Source organism: Proteiniphilum sp. (assembly GCF_034331125.1).
GTDB lineage: Bacteria > Bacteroidota > Bacteroidia > Bacteroidales > Dysgonomonadaceae > Proteiniphilum > Proteiniphilum saccharofermentans.
The window spans coordinates 20721-44394 of sequence record NZ_JAXQGC010000014.1; the positions used below are offsets into that span (position 1 = coordinate 20721).

The 23674-nt window shown below is 38.7% G+C and carries 18 protein-coding genes; 5 read left to right on the plus strand and 13 right to left on the minus strand.

The genetic code is table 11. The annotated features are described in order from the left end of the window. Positions 1-200 precede the first annotated feature (200 nt). The 4 genes from U2P89_RS03850 (at position 201) to U2P89_RS03865 (ending at position 3535) form a co-directional block, all read left to right on the plus strand. Entirely contained in the window at positions 201-965 is a 765-nt protein-coding gene (locus U2P89_RS03850; protein ID WP_322190680.1) for a type IV toxin-antitoxin system AbiEi family antitoxin domain-containing protein, read from the plus strand. Next, positions 958-1860 (plus strand): nucleotidyl transferase AbiEii/AbiGii toxin family protein, encoded by a 903-nt coding sequence (locus tag U2P89_RS03855; protein ID WP_322190681.1) that lies wholly within the window; start codon positions 958-960, stop codon positions 1858-1860. The genes U2P89_RS03850 and U2P89_RS03855 overlap by 8 nt, the downstream gene beginning before the upstream one ends. Positions 1861-1978: 118 nt before the next feature. After that, on the plus strand, positions 1979-2320 hold the full coding sequence (locus U2P89_RS03860) for a hypothetical protein (protein WP_322190682.1): 342 nt from the start codon (positions 1979-1981) through the stop codon (positions 2318-2320). A gap of 978 nt (positions 2321-3298) precedes the next feature. Continuing rightward, complete coding sequence (locus tag U2P89_RS03865) at positions 3299-3535, plus strand: hypothetical protein (RefSeq protein ID WP_322190683.1); 237 nt, start codon at positions 3299-3301, stop codon at positions 3533-3535. 574 nt (positions 3536-4109) lie between these two features. On the opposite strand, the gene U2P89_RS03870 is transcribed toward U2P89_RS03865, so the two are convergent. The 7 genes from U2P89_RS03870 to U2P89_RS03905 all read right to left on the minus strand — a co-directional run bounded on the left by U2P89_RS03870 (position 4110) and on the right by U2P89_RS03905 (position 11279). Next, the gene (locus tag U2P89_RS03870) at positions 4110-4691 is read right to left on the minus strand and encodes a hypothetical protein (RefSeq protein WP_322190684.1); all 582 of its coding nucleotides are present in this window, start codon (positions 4689-4691) and stop codon (positions 4110-4112) included. Positions 4692-4715: 24 nt separating this feature from the next. Then, the gene (locus U2P89_RS03875; protein WP_322190685.1) at positions 4716-5303 is read right to left on the minus strand and encodes a hypothetical protein; all 588 of its coding nucleotides are present in this window, start codon (positions 5301-5303) and stop codon (positions 4716-4718) included. Then, a complete protein-coding gene (locus tag U2P89_RS03880; protein WP_322190686.1) occupies positions 5300-5803 on the minus strand; it encodes a hypothetical protein in 504 nt (167 codons plus the stop codon). Before U2P89_RS03880 ends, U2P89_RS03875 begins: the two co-directional genes overlap by 4 nt. Positions 5804-5966: 163 nt before the next feature. Then, the gene (locus U2P89_RS03885) at positions 5967-6605 is read right to left on the minus strand and encodes a DUF6266 family protein (RefSeq protein ID WP_322190687.1); all 639 of its coding nucleotides are present in this window, start codon (positions 6603-6605) and stop codon (positions 5967-5969) included. A 403-nt stretch (positions 6606-7008) separates the two neighbouring features. Next, complete coding sequence (locus U2P89_RS03890; protein ID WP_322190688.1) at positions 7009-8916, minus strand: RagB/SusD family nutrient uptake outer membrane protein; 1908 nt, start codon at positions 8914-8916, stop codon at positions 7009-7011. Between the two features lie 58 nt (positions 8917-8974). Continuing rightward, complete coding sequence (locus U2P89_RS03895) at positions 8975-9943, minus strand: hypothetical protein (RefSeq protein WP_322190689.1); 969 nt, start codon at positions 9941-9943, stop codon at positions 8975-8977. Positions 9944-10499: 556 nt separating this feature from the next. After that, a complete protein-coding gene (locus tag U2P89_RS03905; RefSeq protein ID WP_322190691.1) occupies positions 10500-11279 on the minus strand; it encodes a hypothetical protein in 780 nt (259 codons plus the stop codon). A 1287-nt stretch (positions 11280-12566) separates the two neighbouring features. On the opposite strand from U2P89_RS03905, the gene U2P89_RS03910 reads away from it, so the two are divergent. Then, positions 12567-12860, plus strand: a complete 294-nt coding sequence (locus tag U2P89_RS03910; protein ID WP_322190692.1) for a hypothetical protein — start codon at positions 12567-12569, stop codon at positions 12858-12860. Positions 12861-13038: 178 nt separating this feature from the next. On the opposite strand, the gene U2P89_RS03915 is transcribed toward U2P89_RS03910, so the two are convergent. The 6 genes from U2P89_RS03915 to U2P89_RS03940 form a co-directional block, all read right to left on the minus strand. Continuing rightward, on the minus strand, positions 13039-13656 hold the full coding sequence (locus tag U2P89_RS03915; protein ID WP_322190693.1) for a nucleotidyl transferase AbiEii/AbiGii toxin family protein: 618 nt from the start codon (positions 13654-13656) through the stop codon (positions 13039-13041). After that, positions 13611-13949 carry a DUF6922 domain-containing protein gene (locus tag U2P89_RS03920; RefSeq protein WP_322190694.1) on the minus strand — a complete coding sequence of 113 codons (339 nt, stop codon included), beginning with the start codon at positions 13947-13949 and terminating at the stop codon, positions 13611-13613. Before U2P89_RS03920 ends, U2P89_RS03915 begins: the two co-directional genes overlap by 46 nt. A gap of 307 nt (positions 13950-14256) precedes the next feature. Then, positions 14257-15336 (minus strand): Fic family protein, encoded by a 1080-nt coding sequence (locus tag U2P89_RS03925; RefSeq protein ID WP_092025568.1) that lies wholly within the window; start codon positions 15334-15336, stop codon positions 14257-14259. Positions 15337-15424: 88 nt separating this feature from the next. Beyond that, positions 15425-16315: a hypothetical protein gene (locus U2P89_RS03930; protein ID WP_091910025.1), complete on the minus strand. Its 891-nt coding sequence runs from the start codon at positions 16313-16315 to the stop codon at positions 15425-15427. Between the two features lie 169 nt (positions 16316-16484). Next, positions 16485-21374, minus strand: coding sequence for a DEAD/DEAH box helicase (locus U2P89_RS03935; RefSeq protein ID WP_313379825.1), 4890 nt, complete (start codon positions 21372-21374; stop codon positions 16485-16487). Between the two features lie 561 nt (positions 21375-21935). After that, a complete protein-coding gene (locus tag U2P89_RS03940) occupies positions 21936-23597 on the minus strand; it encodes an RNA-binding domain-containing protein (RefSeq protein ID WP_322190695.1) in 1662 nt (553 codons plus the stop codon). Positions 23598-23674 lie beyond the last annotated feature (77 nt).

Below are 23674 nucleotides of genomic sequence, written 5' to 3' on the forward strand. Positions count from 1 at the left end.
ACAAATTGTGATCTTGAACAAAGGGCATGGATGATAATCCATTCCGAAGGAGAGGATCTTCATCCATTTTTATTTGAGTTTGCGAATTGCGAAGCAAATCAGCAAAGTCGAGAGTATGCCAACCATCAGGCCGATGGAGAATAATCATAAAAATTCTAATACAAACGCATATAGTTTAATATTATTAGTATATTTGCAGTATGACTACAACAGGACAAACAAAAATAAACTCTTTACTGCAGAGATTTCCACCGGGGGCATTGTACTTTGCCTCGTGGTTAAATCAAAATGGAATATCCTACTCCCTGCAGAGACATTACCGTAATTCGCAATGGCTTACGGCTATAGATGATGGCGTGATGTACAGGACAGGTGAAGAACCAACCTTGTTCAGTGCCCTGTCGTGCTACAATAGCCAGTTAGGCAAGAAATTCCATATAGGGGCGGTATCTGCTTTGGAAATGCGGGGATTGGCCCATTACGTTCCGCTTGGCCGGCAGACAATAGTAATATATTGCCCCCGGGGTGAATGGTTTCCAAAATGGCTTTCGGAATATGACTGGGGTGTTGATATCCTAAAGAAATACTCGGAATATAACGGGAAAGGAATATCAACAGTCGATGAAAACAATTTTGAGGTGGCGGTTTCCCTGCCTGAAAGGGCATTTCTGGAAAGTTTAGACCTTGCTCCAAAATTTTACAACCTTACCGATTTGTACCAGATCATGGAAATGCTTAACGGTTTGAGGCCAAATTTACTGCAGCAATTATTAGAGGAAGATACTTCGGTAAAGGTGAAACGGTTATTTCTTTATATGGCAGAAAAAGCCGGGCATTCGTGGTTCAATGATTTGAATTTGGATAAGATAGACCTGGGTAAAGGTAAACGCTCAAATGTAAAAAATGGCGTTTATGATCCAAAATATCAGATAACCTTACCAAGAGATTTAGTATATTATGAATAGAATGTACCGGCAACAGGTTGAATTACTTCTAAGAATTATTCCGACATTAGAGGACGTGGAGAGTTTTGCCATTCATGGTGGAACGGCGATCAACCTGTATATTCTCGATCTCCCTCGGTATTCCGTTGATATAGACGTTACTTACACACCAATAAAACCCCGGGAAGAGTCGTTTGCAGACATCCATAAAGATCTTGCAATCATCAAGGAAAAAGTCAAAACGGTTGTCCCGGATATTGCCATCACTGAAAAGCCGAATAAAATTTACTGTATACGGAGAAATATAATGGTCAAGGTTGAGGTGAGCGGAACGAAACGCGGGTTAATTGAACCGGCTTCGTTAAGACCACTATGTAATGCTGCACAAGATGAATTCGAGACGGCAAACAAAGCAAGAATTGTTTCACTTTCTCAACTCTACGGCGGGAAAATTACTGCAGCTCTCGACCGTCAACACCCACGGGATTTGTTTGATGTGAAACTGATGTTCGACTTCATCACTAACTTTGACCAGATTAAAAGAGGTTTTCTCTATTGCCTTCTGGGTGGCGACCGGCCCATTATTGAGTCGCTCAAACCAAATAGAGTAGATCATCAGGAAACGCTTGTGAAGCAGTTTGCCGGAATGACCAAAATCCCGTTTTCGTATAATGATTATGAGGAAACACGGGAAAAATTGGTCGATTTCATCAATTCAAATTTGACCCTGCAGGACAAAGAATTTTTAATTGCTTTCGAGTCCGGGGAAGAACTGTCCCGACATACTGAATATCAGGAATATTTACATTTTCCATCAGTTCTATGGAAAATGCAGAATATTAGCAAATTGAAAAAAATCAATCCGGCTAAACATAGAAGGAGTATTGAAAAATTAGAAGGCTTTTTACTGCAGTAGAGTAAACGGTTTATCAAACACTTGGTTTATTATTTTTAGCATATATGCAGTATTATTGCAATATAACTAATAAAAATAAACTCATTCATAGAATGAGTTATATACTAAAAGCAAGGTTATGAAAAAGATTATAAGAATAGCGGAGTTGATAGGTTCAGATATTCGCTCCAGAAAGAATGCAGATCATATACGAAAAGGTATAGCTGATTGTACTGATGTTGTTGAGCTCGATTTTAATGGTGTGGAATTTATCTCCCGTGCTTTTGCGGATGAAATATATACCATAGTCAATGAGAGCAGAAATAATGTTGTATTAATAAACATGGAAGGTATTGTTGGTTCAATGATGTCGGTTGTTTCTGAAAGCCGTACCCATAAAAGAGTTCGGAAAACCGAAAATGCCAATATGAAAGAGTTTTCCGATATGGAAAGCCTATCGGCTTACTTGGCCACTTTCTAAAATCTGGAATTGTAAATGTAATTATAAGAGGTGATACACCTCTCAATTAAAGAACCCGGGGTTATCCGGTTTTTTTAATTTGTACAAAGAAAAAGACAATAAGGAGAAAAACCTATTTATAATTATGCACCGTTGCTCCCACCAATGGTTGAATAATCAACCGGCAAGGCATAAAAGCCAGGAAACATATATCTTTCCCTTTCTGAATGGCATTAAACCAACTATAAAAATGAACGCAAAATCAAAGAGGTGGCCCATCTTACACTTGATCCGATCAACTCATCGCTAAAAGTAATTGCCAACCAACTTGAATTAGATCGCCTTTTATCAACTTCCTACACACGGAATAGTTATGTATCACATTTGACGAATGAGTTACTTATTAGCCCCATAGTTGTAAGGAAAATGATTGGTCACAGTACAAAGAAGGATGTAACAGCAGGATATGTCAACCTAACGGCTAAAAAGAGAAGGGAGATGAATTCAAAATTGCTGAACCCGAAAAAGAAATATTCGGCAATAAATGCGGGTAAAGTGGTAGCTGGGTAAACAATGAGTGTAAGTAGTGGCATTCTCTATAAAAGAAATTTGAACTATAGTTTTTGGATTATTCTTTTTTATCCAAATAATTGTTATATTTGCGCCTAAACCTTGACACTGATGTGAAACGCAAGTTTCCGCTTATGGCTTCCGGATTTAATCGATCTTCGTAAACAATCCCGATATGGGGTTGTAGGCTCCTATCTTATTATGACGTGAGAGAAACAAAATTATTGATTGACGACTTAATTAAAACTTTTTCTTTGTTAAAAGTCAAGAAGTTGTTTGTATATTTGCCGAAGAAGAAAAATAAAAAAAATGGTCGGGCAAATAACAAAAACGTTTAAATTTAGTACAGCCGTAACATCCAGAGATCTAATCTCATTGAATAAATTCATATCCACTGAATTTAAGCAGGTTAGATATAAAATGTATATTATGGATGGCAGTATATATGATACAGATGATATCAACCAAATTTTAGAATACGATAACCCTCCACTCAGGAAAATAACTAAGATTGAAATCAATGCCAACAAAGTAGCAAAGGATTTCTATCTATTACCTGATTTTGAAATTTCTCTATCAGACTTAAGTAAATCATCTTATTCTATTAAGTATGAAATAAGAAATGTAACGAACAAAGAGCTAGACTACTATGTGAAAAAAAATTGATGAGTTTTCACTAAATTTTAAGTCCTCTTATTCAATATTAAATAGCCCGCAATTTTTCTCTATCACAGTAGTTATTTTTCTTATAATTATTGCTATTTTTATAGCATTTCTTTCAAAAAAAATTTCTCTTAATCATTATGTTTCAACAGTAGCGGCTCTCTCTGCAGCGATTGGGTTCGTGCTTGCAAAACTAGTGCCTTCTTTCCTTTATTGGCTATATCCACAAACCATATTCTGTATTGGAAAACAAGAACAATACTACGAAAATAAAAAAAAGTTGAGAAATAATATTTTTGTTGGATTCTTTTTAGCACTTATGGTGGGTATACTCGGATCTGTGGCTGTGAATTATTTTATGAAATAGTTCGATCAAGAATTAAGGTAACCAAATTTGCTTGCCGCTTAAATGCTGTTTAAATAGAGGTTAAACGTGTGTGTTTTTGTACAATTTGATTTATATCTGTGTCCTTTTTGAATTTTGGTAAATACAGCTGTAACCGGCAAACAGCAATCTAAAATTGTCAAAATTTTATCGTGGCTGATAATGTGGTTGATCGGAAGATTCATTATAGCGTTAGTTGAGCAGCTTGCGAATTGCGAAGCAAATCAGCAAACTCAACAGTATACCGGCCACTAGGCCGATGGAAAATAACCTGAATTTTGTGCTGCCGGCAGCGGTGGTTTTTTCCTTCAACTCTTTGTTCTCATCAACCAGGGTTTTTACCGTGAGCTGAAGGTTGGTGTTTTCAGTGGTTAGAGTTTCATTTTGAGTTGATGCTTGCTGAATAAGGGTTTCATACTCCTTAATGGTTTTTTCAATCCAACTCTTGCTGATGGTGATGATCTCTGCAGATACAGGCGGCCGACCGGTTGAGGTGTCAACCGGGGCGGTTGTATCGTAATGTATTTCATGTTTCGATACTTCATTCCGGAGATTGATATTTTCGTCCTTTGTCCGCTTTAAATCGGTTTCGAGAAGGGTGATCCGAAGTTCTTTCTTATGGATTTCTTTCTCCAAGTTCCAGATTGCAGTACTATCAATTTTCGTGACTACTTTTTCTGTGATTACCTGATTGGATTTGCATCCTGCAAGTAATTGCAGAATTGCAATTACTAAAGCTGCAGCTATTATTCTACGTTTTGCTGATCTGCTCATGATGATACTTTTTTATACCGTTTTTTATGATGCTTTTTTTATTGCGTCCAGGAACTTGTAATGATATTCCGCTATTTTATTGGCTTGATCGAGTCCATTCACAATCCGTCGTGCACGTATGGGATCATCGGTGTACGGGTTGAAGTAGTTTTCGAGCGATACACCGGTGAAATCGCCTCGGTTGGAGATACCTTTTGTCATGCCTTCTATCATTATCCGTGCGGATATGCCGGGCTGAAGGGCGAGCTCCGGCTGTTCAAGTAGCGGCAGGTTGAGGATTCTCCCCATATTCAGGTAGTTTTCGTACCAGGTTAATTGCACATCGCCTCGTCCGTAGTAGATTTTGTCGGGCCATGTATAGGGTTTTCGGTTATATTTCAGTTTTTGACCATAAGGTTTGCCTCGGCCTTTTCCGATTTCCTCGACCGGTTGCATGGTTCTGGCGGTTTCATGGAAGGATGTCGCAAGCATATATGCTCTCCATCGGGTATCGGTTATATGGTGGTTGCCAAATTCTGTCAACTTAACAATGATGCCTTTTCGCTGGCTGTCATTCATACGTCGGTTGAACAGACTTGTATTTATCTCCTGAAGAAAGATTTGGATATTCATTGTTGTTGTTTTTGTTGGGTTTCACGTTTAAATGTGCCCAGAGGGGGTTGTCTTTTGTCGCAATCCTCAACCCCGCAATAATGGTAGTCCCCATCTTTTCGCCATTGAAGCTCCCTGTCGAATGCTTTTTCAAGTCCGGTGATCCTTCTATGATCTTCGGTTCTTTGAAGCTGTAGTAGTTTGATATCGCTCCTCAACTTCTCGTTGATATCGTCCTTATCCCGAAGTAGTTTTAGCAGTTCTTCCGAATTGGTTTTGTTGTAGTCGTTCATCCGTTCCATGTGCGAGACGGTACGTTCCAATAAGCCCATCATTTCCACGGCTGCCGAAACATCTTCTTTCTTGGCTTCGGCTTCGGACTTTACAGCCTCACTTTTTTTGATCCGCTTGTTTTCTTTCCGGTTGATGATTATCGAGAGTAATCCACCCAGCGCACCTCCACCTACCAATGACGAAAATATGGCGAGTAATTCATAATTTATTTGGAGAAGGGTAATCATCTTTTCAATCTTTTATTGGGGATGCCGGTTTGAGAAAAATATCACGATGCAATCAGGGCAATAACCAAAAATATTTTGTGGTTGTATGTGGTATGTTAAACATTATAGTAGATATGGAACCGTTCCGGCAGGGAACGGTTCCATGTGAAAGGGCAGCAATAGCTTAAGCTATTGTCTGCTGACCGAGATAGGTGCTATTGGCCACCATCACACCGTCTTCGGAAATAAACCCCAGGTATATTTCCACGGTATCACCCATCCAACTGTCGGGGATATTCATTGTTGCAGAACCGGCCGAGCGCTCACCGGCTTCGGTGCTGAAAACGGATTCGCCTTTGTCACTGTTGAAAACCAGCGGCATTGCCAGGTCTCCTGCAGAGGCGTTCCCTACTCCACTGTTGTCATTCCATGTGAAGTTCAGGCTCCCTTCGGAAGCTACTGCAGCGGCATTCTCTGCCGGCAGAAGACTTCCCCGGGAGACGAGGATTTTTGGAAAATCAAGCTCCAGATCGGGAACCTCGCCATCTACCGCGTTGTTTACATTGTAAGACATCCCTGCATTGAACGCTGTCTGCCTGTTGGCGTAGTTTTTGAACCCTATCCGCAGGAAAGGGGTGAGCGGTTTCAGAAACTCAATCGTGATGGAGAATTTTGTCCGCTGCTTCACTTGCCCGGGTGTCCGGGGATTTCTCACACTGGACGGAAGGCTTCGCATGTAATGGATGCCTTTCCACGTTCCTCCGACAACCGTTCCGACCTTGCCGGAGAAACCTCCTAAAATACCTTGTTTAATTGTTCCCATAAAACTGTATTCTTTAAAATGTTAAACATAAATTACTTGGAGTTGGTATGGACTTGGTACGGCCATAACCTTATCCACGAATAAAATTATAGTATAGTAATTTATTCTTCACAACATGGTATGGAGTGCCTTCGTATGCCTTGTCTTGCGTTATAGGGGATCAGTAAATAAGTGAATGGATTAAATACAAACTTAGCGTATAGCAAAGGGTGGCTTTGTAATCGGCAAGGTTTTTCGGTGGAATACTATTTCCGCCCCGGCGGAATTGGAGATTCCATCGAAAACCCGAAGGGCTCGACCTTGCAAGATTACACAAAAGCCACCGTACCTTTGCGGTGTGCGTATTTATGAGAGATTGGGCGGGGATAAGTATCTCTGTCTTAAATTGAGGTATAAATATATTTTAATATCCCGGATTCTGCGTTATATTTGGATTCATCATTAATTCAGTTAGCGGAATAGGATATAACTGATGATAACTTTGAATATCTAAAAGTTCAACTGCAATTCCTAATCGTTTGAGGAGACTAAAGTAACCGTAATCCGAACCAATGAATTTTTTCCATAGATCTGCTATTTCATGTTCAGGTTTTAACGGAAAGTCTTGTAATGGAGCCATATTATCAGCAGCCCTGACCTTATTCAATAAGCTTAACGATTCTGATGTTTTGTTTAAAGCTACCAGAGCCTCCGCATAGCTGAGAAATACATCTGTATTTCTGTATATTGGATGCAAATTGCCTTTTTTCAAGTGTTGACTAAACACCTGAAAAGGCTGATAATCTTCGCTTTCAGAAAACAACAGGGTAAATAATGCTTCGTTATTATTTATGTCAGAGTAGACAGTATTATCCAAAGATATTTTATTCCCTTTATTGATTATTTTTTCGAAATATGTTGCTGCGGTACTATAATCTTTACGTTCCAATTGGATGGCTGCAATCAATGCGATTGCCAGATCTTGTGAAACAAACATCTGATTATGTTCCGTATCTTCTTCTAAATAAGGCATCGATTCGTCCAGATCGATTAATAAAGAATTGAATATTTGAACTTTGTCAGTTCTGGGTACAAATATCTCTTCCATTGTCAATGGCTTTGTAATGAAAGGTACATCACCCCAATGCTGAACCATGTCCAAATAGAGCAAAGCACGCAATACCCGTGAGGTAAAATGGTATGGTTTTGCGTATTGGTTTGCATCATCCTGGGAATGTTCAATGATTTGATTTAACCTATGAATAGCTTGATATGCTTGGGCCCAGGCGTCTTTTAAAATAGTATTGTCAGAAGAAATATCTATACTATAATCGATTAAATTACATCGAACTGCATCCAGCACAAGCATTCTCTCAAAATAGCCACGAACCTTATCGTAGGATCCGGTTAAGGCTTGTTTAAATACTTCCTCATTTTTAAAAATCTCATCCTCCGTTATCGACTCATTCGGGTTACGGTCTAGATTTGCGTCTTTATCATCCAATATACCATCTCCATTACCATCGATAAATTTGCGAATATTCTGAACCTCTATTGTTTTACCTTGTTCAGAAAAATAGGATTTCAGATTATCCATCACTTTAATTGAGTTCACATTTTGCTGACCCAGATGAATTTTCCCCATCAAGTCACTATCCGAAATTGTACCGTCATCCGCAAAGTCATTACTCAGTTTAGCAATGAATTCTGAAAACTCAGCTTCCCTTTTGTCATGCAATAGAATTGCCGATATCGCAAGCAGTACCGCTGCATCATCATTTCCGTCTGTTAACCCGATGTCATCGGAATTTTTGACTTCATTGGCGATATAAAAAACGTTTAGAAGTTCTTTATGCGCCTGTTTTTGCGCAACAGGAAAACTTAACCCCTCAGAGATCAAGTTTTTAATTCTTTTATAGACCAAATGCGTGAGGATATTCACATTGACCTTGTCTTTACCGGAAACATCTGCGAGAACGTTAAGCGTGATTTGTGAGGAAGATCTTATACCTGTAACTTCGTTAAAAAAATATCCGGATATCTCCAATTCGACAAACTGACTCAGTAGTTCCATTTTACTGTCAAAAACAAAATCACCATTATCATTCGTTGTTTCTGTCTTAAATATATTCTTTCCTGTTTGTTTTAACTCTTTATCCAATTCGTACAGTGTAATCTTTGAGCCTGTAAGGAAAGGACCCTTTTCGATTTTACCAGTTATCGTGGTTTTGACAATACGATTATCCTCATCTCCGGAAGGAACGTCTTCATCCGATTTGGAACATGCCATCAGGATAATGGCTGACAGAAATATTGAGATTGCCTTATTCATTTTAATGTTGTTTTAATTTCAGTGTTACTTCTTTGGATGCAATCCTATGAATGTTTTTTTATTCAATTGTTATAGGAATATGGTTTTCAGTACAATAATTTTCAACCTCTGTGTCATTGGCAAAGTAGGTGTCGCAAAATTCATCAAGTTCCTTTTCTGCCCCCATAAGATATTTTTCACTTGCGGTCATCAGTTTTTCAACCTGCACGATGAAATTTTCAAATTCGTTGTTCATCTTACAGAGTTTATCAATCGTTTTAAAATCCAGATCCCTATAACTTGCCGGAAAAAGGATTTTACTTTGATAGGGATTGGCATTAAGCTCAATTATACCTATTCCGAAAGACTGATTCAGCCTTTCCATTTCTTCATACAGGTTATCACTAAATTCAAAAGCGACGAGATAACCATAATTTGCCCAGCTTGAATTTGATACTGCCTGGAAATACGCTTTTTTCAGTTCGCTATCGCTGTTAATTTCTTTTTTGAGTTCATATGAACTCAATTTGAAAGTGTCAACCCGATTGATTGATTTTAAGAAGTTTTGACTGGCTTTTGTCTGTAAATTCAAGAATTTAATACCAACCATATCTGGATGAGTCCAAATCTGGTTGCTGTCTTTCCCATTAGAATGTTCATGAAAAATGGTTTTTGAATAGGTATCGATATTCTTCAGGAAACTACTCAAAAGCTTATGTAAAGTTCTCTCTTCATAGGTTTTGGTCTTCCTTGCCTTAGTTTTGCCGGTTACTAAAGGTTCTGTTTCTCCGCTCAATATCTCCAGACCAATGTTTTGCTCATTTTTTGTCAGGTAATATGAATATGTACTTCCTTGCTTAATTCTTTTTACTCTGGTATCTCCATTTCTAATAAAATCCCCCAATATTGCGGATACTGTGGATCCGGGAGTTTTCGCTTCACCAAAATCATAATAATTATTGCTAATGATATGCTCGAAAACAGCCCAATAATTTGTTACACCATTGATATCTTCCAGACTCTTTAAAACAGCTTCTTTAATTGTCATGCTTCTCTACTTGATTTAATAATAATCTGATAATATGAACTGATATGTTTCTAAAGCATAATAATGTCAATTGCAAGTTTAACTATTTTTTTTCACACTACCGAATTTATTGATTTTTATTTTCTTTATTCCATTTTATCTATGATTAAAAGCAAGTTATACAGACCTAAGGTGGGACGAAATAAAAAACATAACGGAACTCTAACAAATGTCTAACGGAATTTTAGATTCTCGTTATACATTGATTAGTTTTTTGAAGGAGAGTACACTTTTGCCTCTTGTTAGTATTATCGGATAATATTGTAACCTTCCCTATTGCTTCATTTGAAGATTGTTTTTTAAGTGAGACAATTGAACGATGCAAGTGAAAAATCTTAGAATAATTATATGCCCTAATACGAATTTGCGATTCATGAATTGGTGATTTATCCCTTTTTTGATACCAACCATTATTATTCAGCTCCTGTGCTATTTGCAGGGTTGTCATAGGTAGTCCTGTCCGTCGTAAAAGCTTTTCTATGGCTTCGTGTAGTGTCATTTTTAAGTAAGAATTTATTTACAGTATTTTACACTCGTAATTATCTTCTTCGCTTAATATCTTAAATATCTGATAACCAAACTCTGACAAATAAATAAGAAGATTATAAAACATATCATATTCAAATTTCAAAAGTATTTTTTCTCCTTCAAGATCATTAAAAGGCATTAAGTATTTGAAAAGAGCCTTGTAATAGTTGTCGTTTGGAATTTTTGCCGTTGCAAGAACTCCTTTTGAGTGTGTAATTGCATGCCTTATTTCGGATATAATGGTGAACATTTCTTTAAACCTGAATTTACAATTATTCTCTTTAGAATACTTTCTAAATCTCTCACCTCCAGCTTTTCTCACTAATTTAAATAAGTCGGTTCCTCCTTTTATAGATTGTCTTGAATAGTCATTATTTGGCAATAAGTTTTTGAAATTGTGATCATTCTGAATTTTGATGTAAATCAAATCCTTTAATAATGTTTCGAACGCTTCAAAACATTGAGCATATGCCATTCCAAACTCCCTGGAGAGTATTTTGCTTATTTCATCAGGATAGTTTTTCTTATTCACTTCTTTTATTGTACCCGTGTAATAATTAATTTTCCATCCGTTATCAGTGGAACCTGTCCAATCACTAATTACTAAAGCAGACGTAGCATCATATATAGAGCCTTCTTGGGAATATTTTTGAGCGTCTTTCAAGAGAATTTTATTTAGTCTATTATAAGTATGAATAAAATCAATTATTGTCTCAAAATATTTTGTTAGAGGTTCTTCGTATGGATTTATCGTTTCAATATCACACATAATGCATTTAAAATAGTAATAACCGTGCAAGTTTAGTCTTTTTTTTCGGAAATCCGAAAAAAGGACTAAAAGAATATCGAATTTTTGAGGATAAAATATTTATCCTCAAAGGTTCAATTCAAAAACCGGGGGAGCGAAGCAACCTGGTTTTTCTATTGAAAAGGTTCGGTTCACTATACTGCGTCGGATATACCTGAACGACCTGCCGGTTGATTATCGGGTTCTTCGCCTGCCGGAAAAACAGGTTATCCGGAACGGAGCAATAAAAAAACTGCGGAACGAAGTGGAGTGTTTTTTTGTTGCGGAGTGAAGAGGCGCGAGCCGTTGCGAGTGGAGCGAGGGTGGTGGCAGAAGGAAGCACGAGGTCACGAGTGCGAGTGACGCCTACTGATTTCAGCAGGGGTGGCGCATCTTTTTGTTTATGGGTATCGGTTTGGGCAAGTGCTTGATGCAGTGAGGAAGTGAGTGGAATTGAGCGAATGAAACGTAAGGGGCTTTAGACGGTGCGGATTGCAGCGAAGTGCGGAGCAAACTTGGCTGCAATATGCGGAGCGAAGCGGAGAACGATTGGTTGATATTCAACGATTAGGGAAAAGCGCCTGTAGTGTAATGAGCGAAGGATGGAACGGGATGACGAGCGGAATTAAGCTCTTGCCGTGATACAGGGGTGCGGTGTGAATGGAACCGAACGAAGGATGTTGTTGTCCCGAAGAATGAGGGTCGGCAACAGACGTAGTGAGTGGAATGAGCACTGCAATAGCGGCAGGGCGGTGGATTTACAAAAAGTGTGACACCCCGTGTAGCCCGAGCGACCAGCAGGCGAGCAGAAACACTGAGTGGCGGTTGCCCCCTTAGAAACAGATGTATGAGCGTAGCGAATTCGATATCGGGGTTTAAGGGGGCAAGAGTAGCCACGGGTGAGGATTGAGCGAGCGTTGTGCAGCAAAACAAGCAGCCACGCCACGATGAGCACCAAACGGAGCGATTTGAAGGGGTTTCTTATTGGATATTTTCTGGGGATGTGATAGGTTGGTATCATCGAGGATCGTCCTCCGCAAGCGAAGTGGACTGGAGCGGAAGCGTGAGGTGTGGCTGCGGTGTGTGCAAGGGTGGCTGAAAAAATACTACCTGCAGCGAAGCAAGGGTGGAGATTTTTTTAAAGCCACTTGCTTGCCCTTGCTCATATGTTTTGCGAAACTAAGGGAGCGATTGACGAACACCTTATAACCTGTTTGGTTATACTGGTGACCGGTGGGTTCGGGAGTTTACCGAATAGGAACGGGATGGTTGGTTTTACGGTTTCCGGTTAAAGAGCCGTGTGGACTGCATCCCGGGAGAATACCGGGATGGGGCGGGATCACTACCGGGGTGAGGGTTGGAAATTGGACTGTCGGTAGGATTCATCGGTGCACTACAGGGATGAGGGTGGTATCAGGACTTCCGGGGGATGTTGAAAGGAACACAAGACGGAACACGGGTTTCACTGTCGGTGAGGCAAAAACATCCTTTGCACGGCAGGGTTACAGGGGGAATTGGGGATTTTTTCGTGGGTCTGAGGTTGGTATTGGTGGACTGGGTTGAAAGGTGTGATGTGTTTTACCTTTGATCTTCGTTCCCCAATTTTCTCTGTACCCGAATGATCGTAGCTACGGGATTAGAAATTTCGGAATGTACTGTTTAACCAGGATAGATATAGAAATGTAAAAGGTTGTTTTTGCCGGGGGGATAGGTGTTAACCAGTAGTCTTCTATGATTACTACTATACAGAAATTTTTTCTACAGATTCTTTGATGGTCGATTTTACTTCGTCCCAAATAACCGGTATATACATTTTAGGCATGGGATCGTTTTCGGCATCGGCGAAGTAAACTAAACTGCGAATTACATTGTAAATGGAATTTGTATTGTATTTTGTTTTGTAATATCCCAACATTTCGTTCAATGAAAAATGTTGTAACAGGAAATACATGTCAATAAAATCTTTTTTGGTTCCTCTATTGGTAATCGCAGCAAGCTTCATCGAAGCAATATCTTTCAATCCCGACAGCTTTATCCCATCATCTTCAATTGGATCTTCCAGCCATTTGTAGGGGTAGTTTACAATATCTACTTTCACACCTTCTATTTCAAAAATATGGATGGATTTTGTATTTTGCAAAGAATTCACTGTAAGTTCCTCGTTATTAAATGCATTCAGGAAATCAATATACGAATTTTGAAACTCACCAAAAAAATCAAGGTCTATGGAATTTCGGTGACCCAATTGCAATGCAAGTGCAGTACCACCGACAAGCCTCGAGTTTTGGAACAAAGGCATTTGCTGTAGCTGTTTCAGAAGTGCCAGAGTTCGTCTTTCGACTGTAAAAGTTCGTAGCATCGGAATTGATTTTCAGGAATACGGGATACTGTTGATATAAAAGCTAATGACTTTGGGAACAGGCTTCTTAAATCTTTGGCTATGGAAGCGATTTGCTCCAAACCGTAATAGTTAAGTATAGTTTTCCAATCGTCCCATTGACCATAATCGAGCACACGGTTGACAATAAAAGCTTTATGCTGCACCATATCCAAGTCATCAGCATTTACGTCCCAAAACAGATTGGGCGAAAAGACAGGAACGTTATTTTTATTGTTTTTTCCCATTGTTCTCAGATGCGTATAGATATCCATTATCGTTTTTACTTGTTCAAAAATAAGAAAAATAATCCGTACAGCAAAGAATGAGAAAAAATATGGCAGGATTTATTAAGCAGATGGTGAGATTGGTTCTAGGTTCTACATCAGCAACATTGATTTTGTAATATTTATCGTCGGCAGATTGTATCTTCAGTTGACTACAAATTGTAGTCAACTGAAGATAGAACTGACGGGTATTGGTGGAGTTAACCTGAGGGGGATAGAAATGTAAAGGTTGTTTTTGCGGGGGCAATGGAACTGAAAATGTAGCAAGAGTCTTATGCTGTCCGGGCAATATTTATTATTCCAAAATCTTCAACAGCCTTTCGTTCAGGTACAGTTTCTCTTTTCCTACTTTTACCGATTTCAAAAATCCATTCTGCTCTAACTTTATTAAATAATTTCCGACTGTTTTGGCGTTTCCGATGTTCTCCGCAATTAAATGTTGGCGTTTGGTATAGGGCAAACGGAATAGAATTTCAACCAAATCCTTGGAGTAGATTTTTGGCAATCTTGTTTTTATTTCTTCGGCGGTTTCGTCTATGGATTTTGTTATCCTGTTAAGTCGTTCCAGTCCTCTTGCAGAGGTTTGTTCTATCATATCCAACATGAACAGGATGTATTCTTCCCACTCATTTTTTTCAGTTACACCACGTAGTCTTTGGTAATATTCCGTCTTATTTTTGATGATATACTCACTCAAATAAATGGCCGGAGTGTCTAATAACCCCGAAAGTTTGAGGTAGAGCAATAATAAAATCCGGCCTGTTCGTCCGTTACCGTCGGCAAATGGGTGAATGGCTTCAAATTGATAGTGCATCAACGCCATTTTGATAAGGGGGTCTATGCTTTCATCCTCATTGATAAATTTTTCCAGATTTGCCAATTTCTCCCGGATAACGGTTTCTCCACTTGGCGGGGTATAAATCACTTCGCCTTGTGTATTGCTCAACGTTGTACCCGGAGTAACCCGGATAGAGGCGTTGTTTTGTTTGATACACTGCACAATTCTTATGCAAAGGTTGGTGGTGATAAAAGGCTTGGTCTTTAGTTGTTCTAACCCAGACCAAAGTGCTTCCTTGTAACTTAACACCTCTTTCGTTGCAGAATTTTCCACTTTTCTGTCGGCTACAAGGGATTTGTAAAGTTCGTCATTGGTTGTAATGATATTTTCCACTTCGGAACTCGCCTTTGCTTCCTGCAGGTAGATCGTGTCCAGAAACAGGGTAGGATTGGGCAAATTCAACAAAGTACCGTTGAGTTGTGCCAGGGCCCTACCGGCGGAAATGGTTTTGCGAAGTATATCTTTCGTTTCAATATCTGCCTTTGGCGGTAGCAATGGCAAGTCATTATATGGTTTCTTACGATCAAATTTGCTCATATCTTTCAAGTGTAAGTTTTACTCTCGTTCTTGACACAAGGGCAAAAATACAAAAAAATTACTCTCGTTTGCATAATGAGGGTAAAAATTACTCTCGTTTTTTCGGCTTATTTTCCTGATTTTCTTGATTTGTCATCTTTATAAAGCATTTATCTAATTCTAATATTTTTCTCTCTAATACCCTTAAATCCCCACATTCTAATCTAATTACGTCAAATGGATCAAAATCATCACGAAATTTATTAAAATCAATTTTAAGTCTACCAACAAATACAGATTTCCAGGGATTTCCTAAAATGTCATTGATTTGAATTATTACTGTAAGTTTATCCGAAACTTTTCTAAAAATCAGAAGATATCTTACTATGTTATTGTGATCAAAATAAGGGATCTCAATCATTGTTATTGAGTTCTTAAAATCCCAACTTGAAGAGGCTGCCCCTCTTGAATAATTAAAGCCCTTTACTCTTTTAGGATTATTCTTATTTGATTGAGGATAAATAGTGTGTACAACTTTAGTTCCTCTATAGATTAGCAAATTATATTTAGAAGTTTCTAAGTCTTGATGAGTATGTTCACCTGTATACATTTCAAAAAGATCGGGCCTTTTATTCTTTTCAACATTTAGGTTTTCATTTTTATATAAAGAGTCAGCAATCATACAATAATCATAGATTGGAACGGAGTCAGGTCGAAACAACCCTTGATCCTGTAATCTGAAATAATAATTATCATTCTCATCACTTGATTTAATCCAATGTGGTCTAGATTGCTGATGCCTTTGAACAATATGTTCAAAACCAGTATATTCATTCCCTTTTGCAAAAATCAAACCATGAATGGGTGAAAGCGTCAAAACTCCAGTCGGCTGCTTTGAAATAGCAACAAACATCGGATCTCTCAAATAAGAGTTCTTAAGTGCTGATTCTTGAATTAAATTTAATTCCTCATAGGAAAACAATATTTCTTCTTCAATCATGATGTTTTTGTATTACAAATGCTTAATTACAAAAATAACGAAAAAGAAAAGAATGAATTTTCCCTTTACGAAAATACTATTCTGTTTTACATTTGTTTTACGTGAAAACTGGTAAAAGTGTTTACTCTATTGTAATACAATATGATAAAACGTATAGAGTGGATCACTCTTAATCACTCGATTCCATACCGTGAAAATTGAGTTCAGGTAATTGATGGACAATATCAACTGTTTGGAGACTGACATTAATCACACTTAGTAGTAAATCGAGAATGTAACGGGGATTTCCAGTCTCGTTGGCCCAATCATTGGGGTCATTTTTAATTTTACTCTTCTTGTCGACTGTAACCTGGTAGCGTTCCATAATCCATTCGATGGCAGATTTCCCGTTCACGATGTACTCATACGCTTTGTCGGGAATGTTGGATATGGTAATCTTGCTATTGAAAATGATGGTGTCTTTTTGCCCTTTCTTGGGAAATCTCATTTTCTGTACTTTGAAATAACCGATATCATCACCGGTAACTGTTACATTCGGGCATGGGGGTATACTCTCGTAATTAATATGAAGTTCAGTAAGCTGCCTGCCAGCTCTGCTGATTTTCCAGAAATGACGGACGTCATCAACGAGGGGAATATTCGGCAACATTTTTTTAAGATCGTTGGCAAACGCTATACGGTAATCAGGGCTATATAGAAATCCATATACATAATAGAAGATATCTTCTTTCGATACATTCTTTCCGTATTGTTTCTGAGCACGACCTAAAATGAAATCCGATACTCCATCTCTACGAATGTATTCATTTTCATCTGGGTCATCGAACAGAGACTTTTGCTGATTATTGTTTTTTTCATAATAATATAGGGGGAAACATTGCGCCTTTTCTATCGTATCGAGATTTGGAACAGCATCCGTCATTAATACCGAAAAATCTTTTGAGGCTCCTTTCCCTGTTAAACAAATTACACGATTATCGTAGTCATTTGTAGGAAAGAGTTGAGGGATTCTTGCAATTTCTTCAATGAGATCTCTCTCGTAATAAAGATATTGTTTGAAAAAGGGCCTATACAAAGAAATGATACAGTTCTCCGTTGGGGTTAGCTCTTGATTATTCTTCAACCTTCGTCTTAACGATCTTGACCAACTTATTTTAGTAGGATCCGGATTAATGAAATCCTCTACTTCTATATCCTCATTGTCACTATTCAAATGATACTCGTTTCGCTGAATGTTATAAAAATCAATTAGTTTGTTTATGTTTTGTAGCAATTTTTTTCTCGACGAATTATTTGCCCAAGCATCCCTATTTGATTTCTGACCCCATGAATAAAAATTGAAAAAAGAAGAATTCTCGTTTTCATTTTTAACAATCGGAATAAAGGTTGAGAATAAATTATTTCTTTGACTTATCCAATCTCCATGTTCATTGGGATTAATCTGAGTCCAATCCATTTTGGGATTATCGATGGAACCAAATCCTGTAATGATTTTAAGTTTTTCCTCTCGATTTAAGTAATCGCCAATATCGTGATAATGGATTGTGGCTTTCTTGTTCGTGGCCTCCGGTTTTTTTACTAACAGAGTAATAGCAATGGGAGCACGAGAACCGCTATCAAAAACATTGCCAGCTTCTTTTCTCCTTAATTCCCCTTGAGTTCGTGCATTTCCACGCAAATTGAAAACCCAAATACTAGAAAACTCTTTTTCAATCGTTTTACGGAAACCGTTGGTACTATTCCCGTCAAGCCATGCTCCATTGGTTACAAACGCAATAATACCACCATGGTCTGAGTTTAACCGGTCTGTACTCCAACGGAAGGCTTTAATATATGAGTCATATAAAGCATTTTTTAGGCCAGCTGAAGATTGGGCAGCGTATGTTTGTGCTATGCGGTTATCTAATTTGGCGTATTTCTGATTTTGAGCATTGTCATTTGCTGATTTTTGTCCTACAGAATAAGGTGGATTTCCAATAATCACACGCACGGGAGTCTTTTTTTGTCTTGCTGCCCGGGCAGAATTCTGGGGAAACGTTTCCGAAAAAAGTTCTTCGCTCTCTTCGGTTTCTCCCAACTGGAAGGTATCTGTAAGAACAATACCCTCAAAGGGTACATAATTCTCCTTTGGCTCTACTTTCCTGGACTTACCTATCAAATCGTGATAAGCGTTTTCGATATTGACTGCAGCGATATAATAAGCCAGTAAAACGATCTCATTCGCATGAAGCTCATGTTTGTATTTTCTTTCCAAGTTTTCATCCTTGATAAGCCCACTTTGTAGTAAACGTGTGATGAACGTTCCGGTACCAGTGAATGGGTCGAGGATATGAATGTTCTCATCTGAGATGGAACGGTCAAACTCCTTTTTAAGTACGTCATCCACCGAATGAATGATGAAATCTACAATTTCGACCGGTGTATACACGATACCTAATTGTTCGGCCATTTTAGGGAAAGCGTTTTTAAAAAACTTATCGTAAAGTTCGATAATTATACGTTGTTTGCCTTCCGCATTGTCGATTCCTTCCACTCTTTTACGCACAGATTCATAAAATCTTTGCAGTTTTTCGGATTCATCCGCTACAGATTCACCTTCTAAGTGATTAAGCATCTTTTGCATTGCTTCTGAAATTGGATTATTCTTTTCGAAAGAGTAATCCTCAAACAAGGCTTCAAAAATTGGCTTGGTGATCATGTGCTGTGCCAACATTTCGATTGCCTGCTGTTCAGAAGTACTGGGGTTGATGTTCTTTTGCAGCCCAACAAGAAATTTATCGAATGCTTTTTTCTGTTCTTTGCGGTTTTCTACCAAATAGGTAATTCGTTCTATCTGCCGTTCCGCTATGATGGCCACATCCTTTGCCCATTGTTCCCAATAACGTCGACTTCCAACCTTCTCTACCATTCGAGCGTAAACTACCTCCTGTAACTGCTCGAATTGCAATGCAAGCTGGTTGGCCAGATTACTTCCTTTTTCGTATTTCTCCGGAGACTCCTGGGCCGGGATAGGATTGTCATCTTCATCAAAGCCATACGCTGGCCTACCTATAAGAATATTAGCCGGTTTTTTCTTGTTAAGGTCTAATTTATTTATCGTAGCATTGAACCGGTCGTCATGTGCCCGGAGTGCATTTAATACCGTCCACACTACTTTGTATCGTTTGTTATCGTCGAGCGCTTCATTAGCATCTACATCAAAAGGAACTACTACAGGAATTACAATATAACCATACTTCTTTCCGGGAGACTTTCGCATCACACGTCCTACCGATTGAACAACATCAACCTGTGAATTTCGTGCGGAAAGGAAAAGCACTGCATCTAAAGAGGGAACATCCACCCCTTCACTGAGTACACGGACATTTGTTATGATACGACATTCGTTATCACGGGTATCTTCTTTTAGCCAGCCAAGTAACTGATCACGCACCGGAGCCGACATGGTTCCATCCATATGTTTAGCCACGGGAGAGATCATATTTTCCTGTTCTTCTTGAGGAAGTTGGTCGATATATGATTCTGAAACCGAATTATAAACAGAGGAGATTGTTTTTGAGGTTTCGATATTCGCACAAAAAGCGACGGCACGTTTCATCGGCAGCGGATCTGTATTTTTCGTGAGTTCGTCGTCTCCAATGAACTGTTTGGAAAATGCGTTCACAGTACCGATAATTTTAGAGATATCGTCTGTATCGATTTCTTTTTGATCTTTTGTGAACATCTCCAAAACACCCGGTGGAATATCTTTATCATTCAGTGTTAGGATGAGGACTTTGTAATCTGTAAGTAATCCTCGTTCCACGGCTTCACCGAAACCTATGCGATGGATCTCCTTTCCATATAAAGCATCATCATCCATGGAACATAAAACGGCCTCGGCTTCAGCAGCCTTACTTCTGGCATTATCGTCGTAAAGCCGTGGAGTAGCTGTCATGTATAGCCTTTTCTTTGCCTTAAGAAAATCGCCGTCATGTACTTTTATAAAATCGGATTCGTCCTCTCCAGCCAATGAAACACCGGTAGTGCGGTGCGCTTCGTCACATATAATAAGATCAAATTCCGGAAAACCTTCTTCTATTATTTTTTTCTGAGCCTTTGCTATAACTTCTATGGATTGATACGTGGAAAACACTACCGTCATGCCATTAGGCCGATTCTGTTTAATCTGCCGAAACTGTTGTAAGATAGAATTGGTATCGGTAGAGGCAGGATATGCCAAGTCGACCAGGCTGAAAGAGTCAGAGTCTATATTTTTTTGTTTTTGCTGGCTTATTTTAGGATCTGAGCAAATGGCAATTGCATTGATGGGTTCCATGGCATCGGCACTCCATTCACGAAGAGTTTGTCCTACCAATGCAATAGAAGGAAGAAGAAACAATATAAGCCCTTTGTGCTCTGTCTCGTATTCTGCAATTCTTAGCGATGTGAAAGTCTTACCGGTTCCACAGGCCATGATGAGTTTACCTCGATCGTTTTCCTTGAAGTACTCATGTGCTTTTTCGAGCACAGTTTTTTGGTGAGGATATAATGATTTTTTTGGTGTCCTTGCTGTTTCACCATGAATACCCTCTTCTAACTTTTCCCAATCAACAGGAGCTTCGACAAGATCAAACAGATTAATTCTAACAACCGAAGGTTGTTGATTACGTATCGCTTCGGTAGCATTAGGCCCCCATTTATTCGTGGTCGATATCCATACACGTTGCGAAAATCGAGTGGTTTTCATCTGCTCGTTTAAGAACGACTTGCCAGACGTGGCAAGAAAACTATCAACAGCAGGCTTATCGATGACTGTACTTTCTTGAAAGCATTTACATTGTATGGCCCAATATTCACCATCTGTTGTTCGAGCCACTAGATCTATACCAATATCGTGACCTCCAAAATCGAGCTTACCAGGAAATTCATCCCAAAGCCAAACTTTGTCAAGGCGTGAGGCATACTTAGGATCGGTAAGAAGATAAGCCTGCATTAATCTTTCAAACCTTTCCCCTTTATCCTTTTGCGAGAACGAATACCTGCGATAACGTTCGAGGATTTTTTGAAATGGAGTCATCGTGTATCTGTTAAAATTACCACAAATATAACGATAATTTTGATTGGTAGTCAAAAAGGAATGGACTGAAACCGGCGGTTAAATGTGTTTAAAGATTTGAAATTAATAATCCGCTTAACCTGTGTTGTGGGAGAAAGCGGATTATTGGGATGACTAGTTGTCTAATAAGCTAATATTTTACCCATTTAGGAACTTTGCGACTTTTACGTGATCACTTACTGGTACGGTTACTGGTATGGTTACTGGTATGGCAGGATTTTCATTCCCTCCGCTATTACAGGATTACGATAGTCGTTTGCTTCCGGAAAATTCTCCGGACGAGGGTTCAACATAGAGTCCACCGGCTTTCATGATTATTTATCCCTTATCCTTCCCTATTTCACTCCGCCATATAAATCTAAATATCACACACTTGAATAGCTTTCCTTCCCTTAAAACATCATTTCCTTCCCTAGTTTATTCCTAGTTTATTCCTAATTATCAAAAATCAACTTAATGTATATCAGACATATATATTGTCTTTATTCCTAAAAGCTATTGATTTTATTCCTAGTTTATTACTTAATTGTTCTTTTTTACCCATTTAGGAACTTTGCGATTTCCAATGTTTAGAATAGTATCGCCTCTCATATCCTGTATGATATTATCAATTCTCTTTTTACGCTGTTTTTCATCCATGTAATCGGGCATCTTATCCATTAGTAATTCATCTATTTCTTTTCTGGTAGCGTAGCCGTGTATGTCGATATGCCTTAGAATAAATGACTTGAGTAGTTCCGTATCTAATCCCTTATTACGTGTGTACTGGGCCTTTTTGTCGGTTATCCTGGCTATCTGTGAGGAAATAAAGTAGTTTGGTTTCCGTCCTTCTATAAATCCTTTTTGTTTTAGTCTCCGGGCTGCTTCATCATTGATAGGGAGCGATTTTTGCACTTTATCCAAAAGCACGGCATCGGTCAGGTCGATGTCGTCTTTTTTCTCGATCAGGAGCTTTGAGTAATTCTCATCAATGGTATGGCCATATATTTCAAGCACTACTTCATCCATAGTTGACTTTGAATAGTCCGGCAAAGGGAAAAATCGTTGCATCTGGCTTTTATACATCTTATGGATACCGTATCCCATGCTGTCGATCATCTTTAAGGTAACCATCGCATCGGCCAACCATCGATTCCTATATCTCTGTGGGGTCTTGTTTCCCGTGGTATAATCCTCTGCACTTCCCTCAAAGAAATTTCCGGCATTGGAAAATATCAGTTTACCGGTCTGTTCAGTTAAAATGATACGGGAGTTGTAGCTATACTGCTGATGTGCAATACAGTTATTCAGTGCTTCGAGTATCACTTCGGGATCATATTTTTGTACCTCAACGGCAACGAGTTGATTTCTGGGGAAGAATTTATATTTGACATTGCGAATTTGTCTCAAGACATCATTCACGGTAGTAAAGAAAGGTATTTCAAAATGCTCGTATGCTTTTTCTTCGGTATCGAGTTTCCATGTAATCTGTGCCACACTGGGCAGAATATAGTGAGACGATTCGGGTTTTCCAAGAAGAATAATTGCGGTGTTGGTGATTTTACCATTTAAGGTAATTCTGGCTTTATCGAGAAAGGTTTCATCCGACCAGTAGTCTATATCATCGAAGAAAGGTTTTCCGGCCATCTTTTCTTTGAATTTTTCTCTTGCAAGGGAAATTGCTTCACTATCGAGATCTTTGATTGTGGCATTCTCAACTATCTTGGCCGACCAGTCGTCTTGTGAGTTATAAATTGCCTTGATGTATTGGGGATATTTTCTTAATTCAGTCAGGCTTGATCCAAAACGAATATACGGAGTATTCTTAAAGAGAGTGGGTTCACCAACGGCTGCCGGTATTTTAAAAACTTCGAGGTAATGACCATTATAATCACAAGGAAAAAACTCGAACTTGATTGAAGGGGTGAGTAATCGCCGGATCCATAGTTCCAGTTCTGAATTACCTTCTTTTCTTTTATGAAACCTGAAAGAAGTGCCCTGCACTGCATGAGTTTTATCATCTATACCAAATACAAGATAGCCCAAAGGTTTGTTATGAATACAGGCCGCATTGGAGATAGCGGAAATGTACATTCCAAATCTTTCATTGGTAACCGCATTCCCGGATTTGAATTCTACCCATTCATTCTCTTTGGGTAAAGCTCGTAATTCATCGACCAGTCTTATTAATTCCGTATTATTCATACACTAAATGATCGTTCTTTGAATAGTAAAATTTCCACCTTTACCAATTTCATTTTGCTCTCCTTGCAAATTTAGGT

What these genes read in the sequence shown, in the direction of transcription:
- U2P89_RS03850 (WP_322190680.1), top strand. Translation starts at nt 201, where the DNA reads ATGACTACAACAGGACAAACAAAAATAAACTCTTTACTGCAGAGATTT.
- U2P89_RS03855 (WP_322190681.1), top strand. Translation starts at nt 958, where the DNA reads ATGAATAGAATGTACCGGCAACAGGTTGAATTACTTCTAAGAATTATT.
- U2P89_RS03860 (WP_322190682.1), top strand. Translation starts at nt 1,979, where the DNA reads ATGAAAAAGATTATAAGAATAGCGGAGTTGATAGGTTCAGATATTCGC.
- U2P89_RS03865 (WP_322190683.1), top strand. Translation starts at nt 3,299, where the DNA reads ATGGATGGCAGTATATATGATACAGATGATATCAACCAAATTTTAGAA.
- U2P89_RS03870 (WP_322190684.1), bottom strand. Translation starts at nt 4,691, where the DNA reads ATGAGCAGATCAGCAAAACGTAGAATAATAGCTGCAGCTTTAGTAATT.
- U2P89_RS03875 (WP_322190685.1), bottom strand. Translation starts at nt 5,303, where the DNA reads ATGAATATCCAAATCTTTCTTCAGGAGATAAATACAAGTCTGTTCAAC.
- U2P89_RS03880 (WP_322190686.1), bottom strand. Translation starts at nt 5,803, where the DNA reads ATGATTACCCTTCTCCAAATAAATTATGAATTACTCGCCATATTTTCG.
- U2P89_RS03885 (WP_322190687.1), bottom strand. Translation starts at nt 6,605, where the DNA reads ATGGGAACAATTAAACAAGGTATTTTAGGAGGTTTCTCCGGCAAGGTC.
- U2P89_RS03890 (WP_322190688.1), bottom strand. Translation starts at nt 8,916, where the DNA reads ATGAATAAGGCAATCTCAATATTTCTGTCAGCCATTATCCTGATGGCA.
- U2P89_RS03895 (WP_322190689.1), bottom strand. Translation starts at nt 9,943, where the DNA reads ATGACAATTAAAGAAGCTGTTTTAAAGAGTCTGGAAGATATCAATGGT.
- U2P89_RS03905 (WP_322190691.1), bottom strand. Translation starts at nt 11,279, where the DNA reads ATGTGTGATATTGAAACGATAAATCCATACGAAGAACCTCTAACAAAA.
- U2P89_RS03915 (WP_322190693.1), bottom strand. Translation starts at nt 13,656, where the DNA reads ATGCTACGAACTTTTACAGTCGAAAGACGAACTCTGGCACTTCTGAAA.
- U2P89_RS03920 (WP_322190694.1), bottom strand. Translation starts at nt 13,949, where the DNA reads ATGGATATCTATACGCATCTGAGAACAATGGGAAAAAACAATAAAAAT.
- U2P89_RS03925 (WP_092025568.1), bottom strand. Translation starts at nt 15,336, where the DNA reads ATGAGCAAATTTGATCGTAAGAAACCATATAATGACTTGCCATTGCTA.
- U2P89_RS03930 (WP_091910025.1), bottom strand. Translation starts at nt 16,315, where the DNA reads ATGATTGAAGAAGAAATATTGTTTTCCTATGAGGAATTAAATTTAATT.
- U2P89_RS03935 (WP_313379825.1), bottom strand. Translation starts at nt 21,374, where the DNA reads ATGACTCCATTTCAAAAAATCCTCGAACGTTATCGCAGGTATTCGTTC.
- U2P89_RS03940 (WP_322190695.1), bottom strand. Translation starts at nt 23,597, where the DNA reads ATGAATAATACGGAATTAATAAGACTGGTCGATGAATTACGAGCTTTA.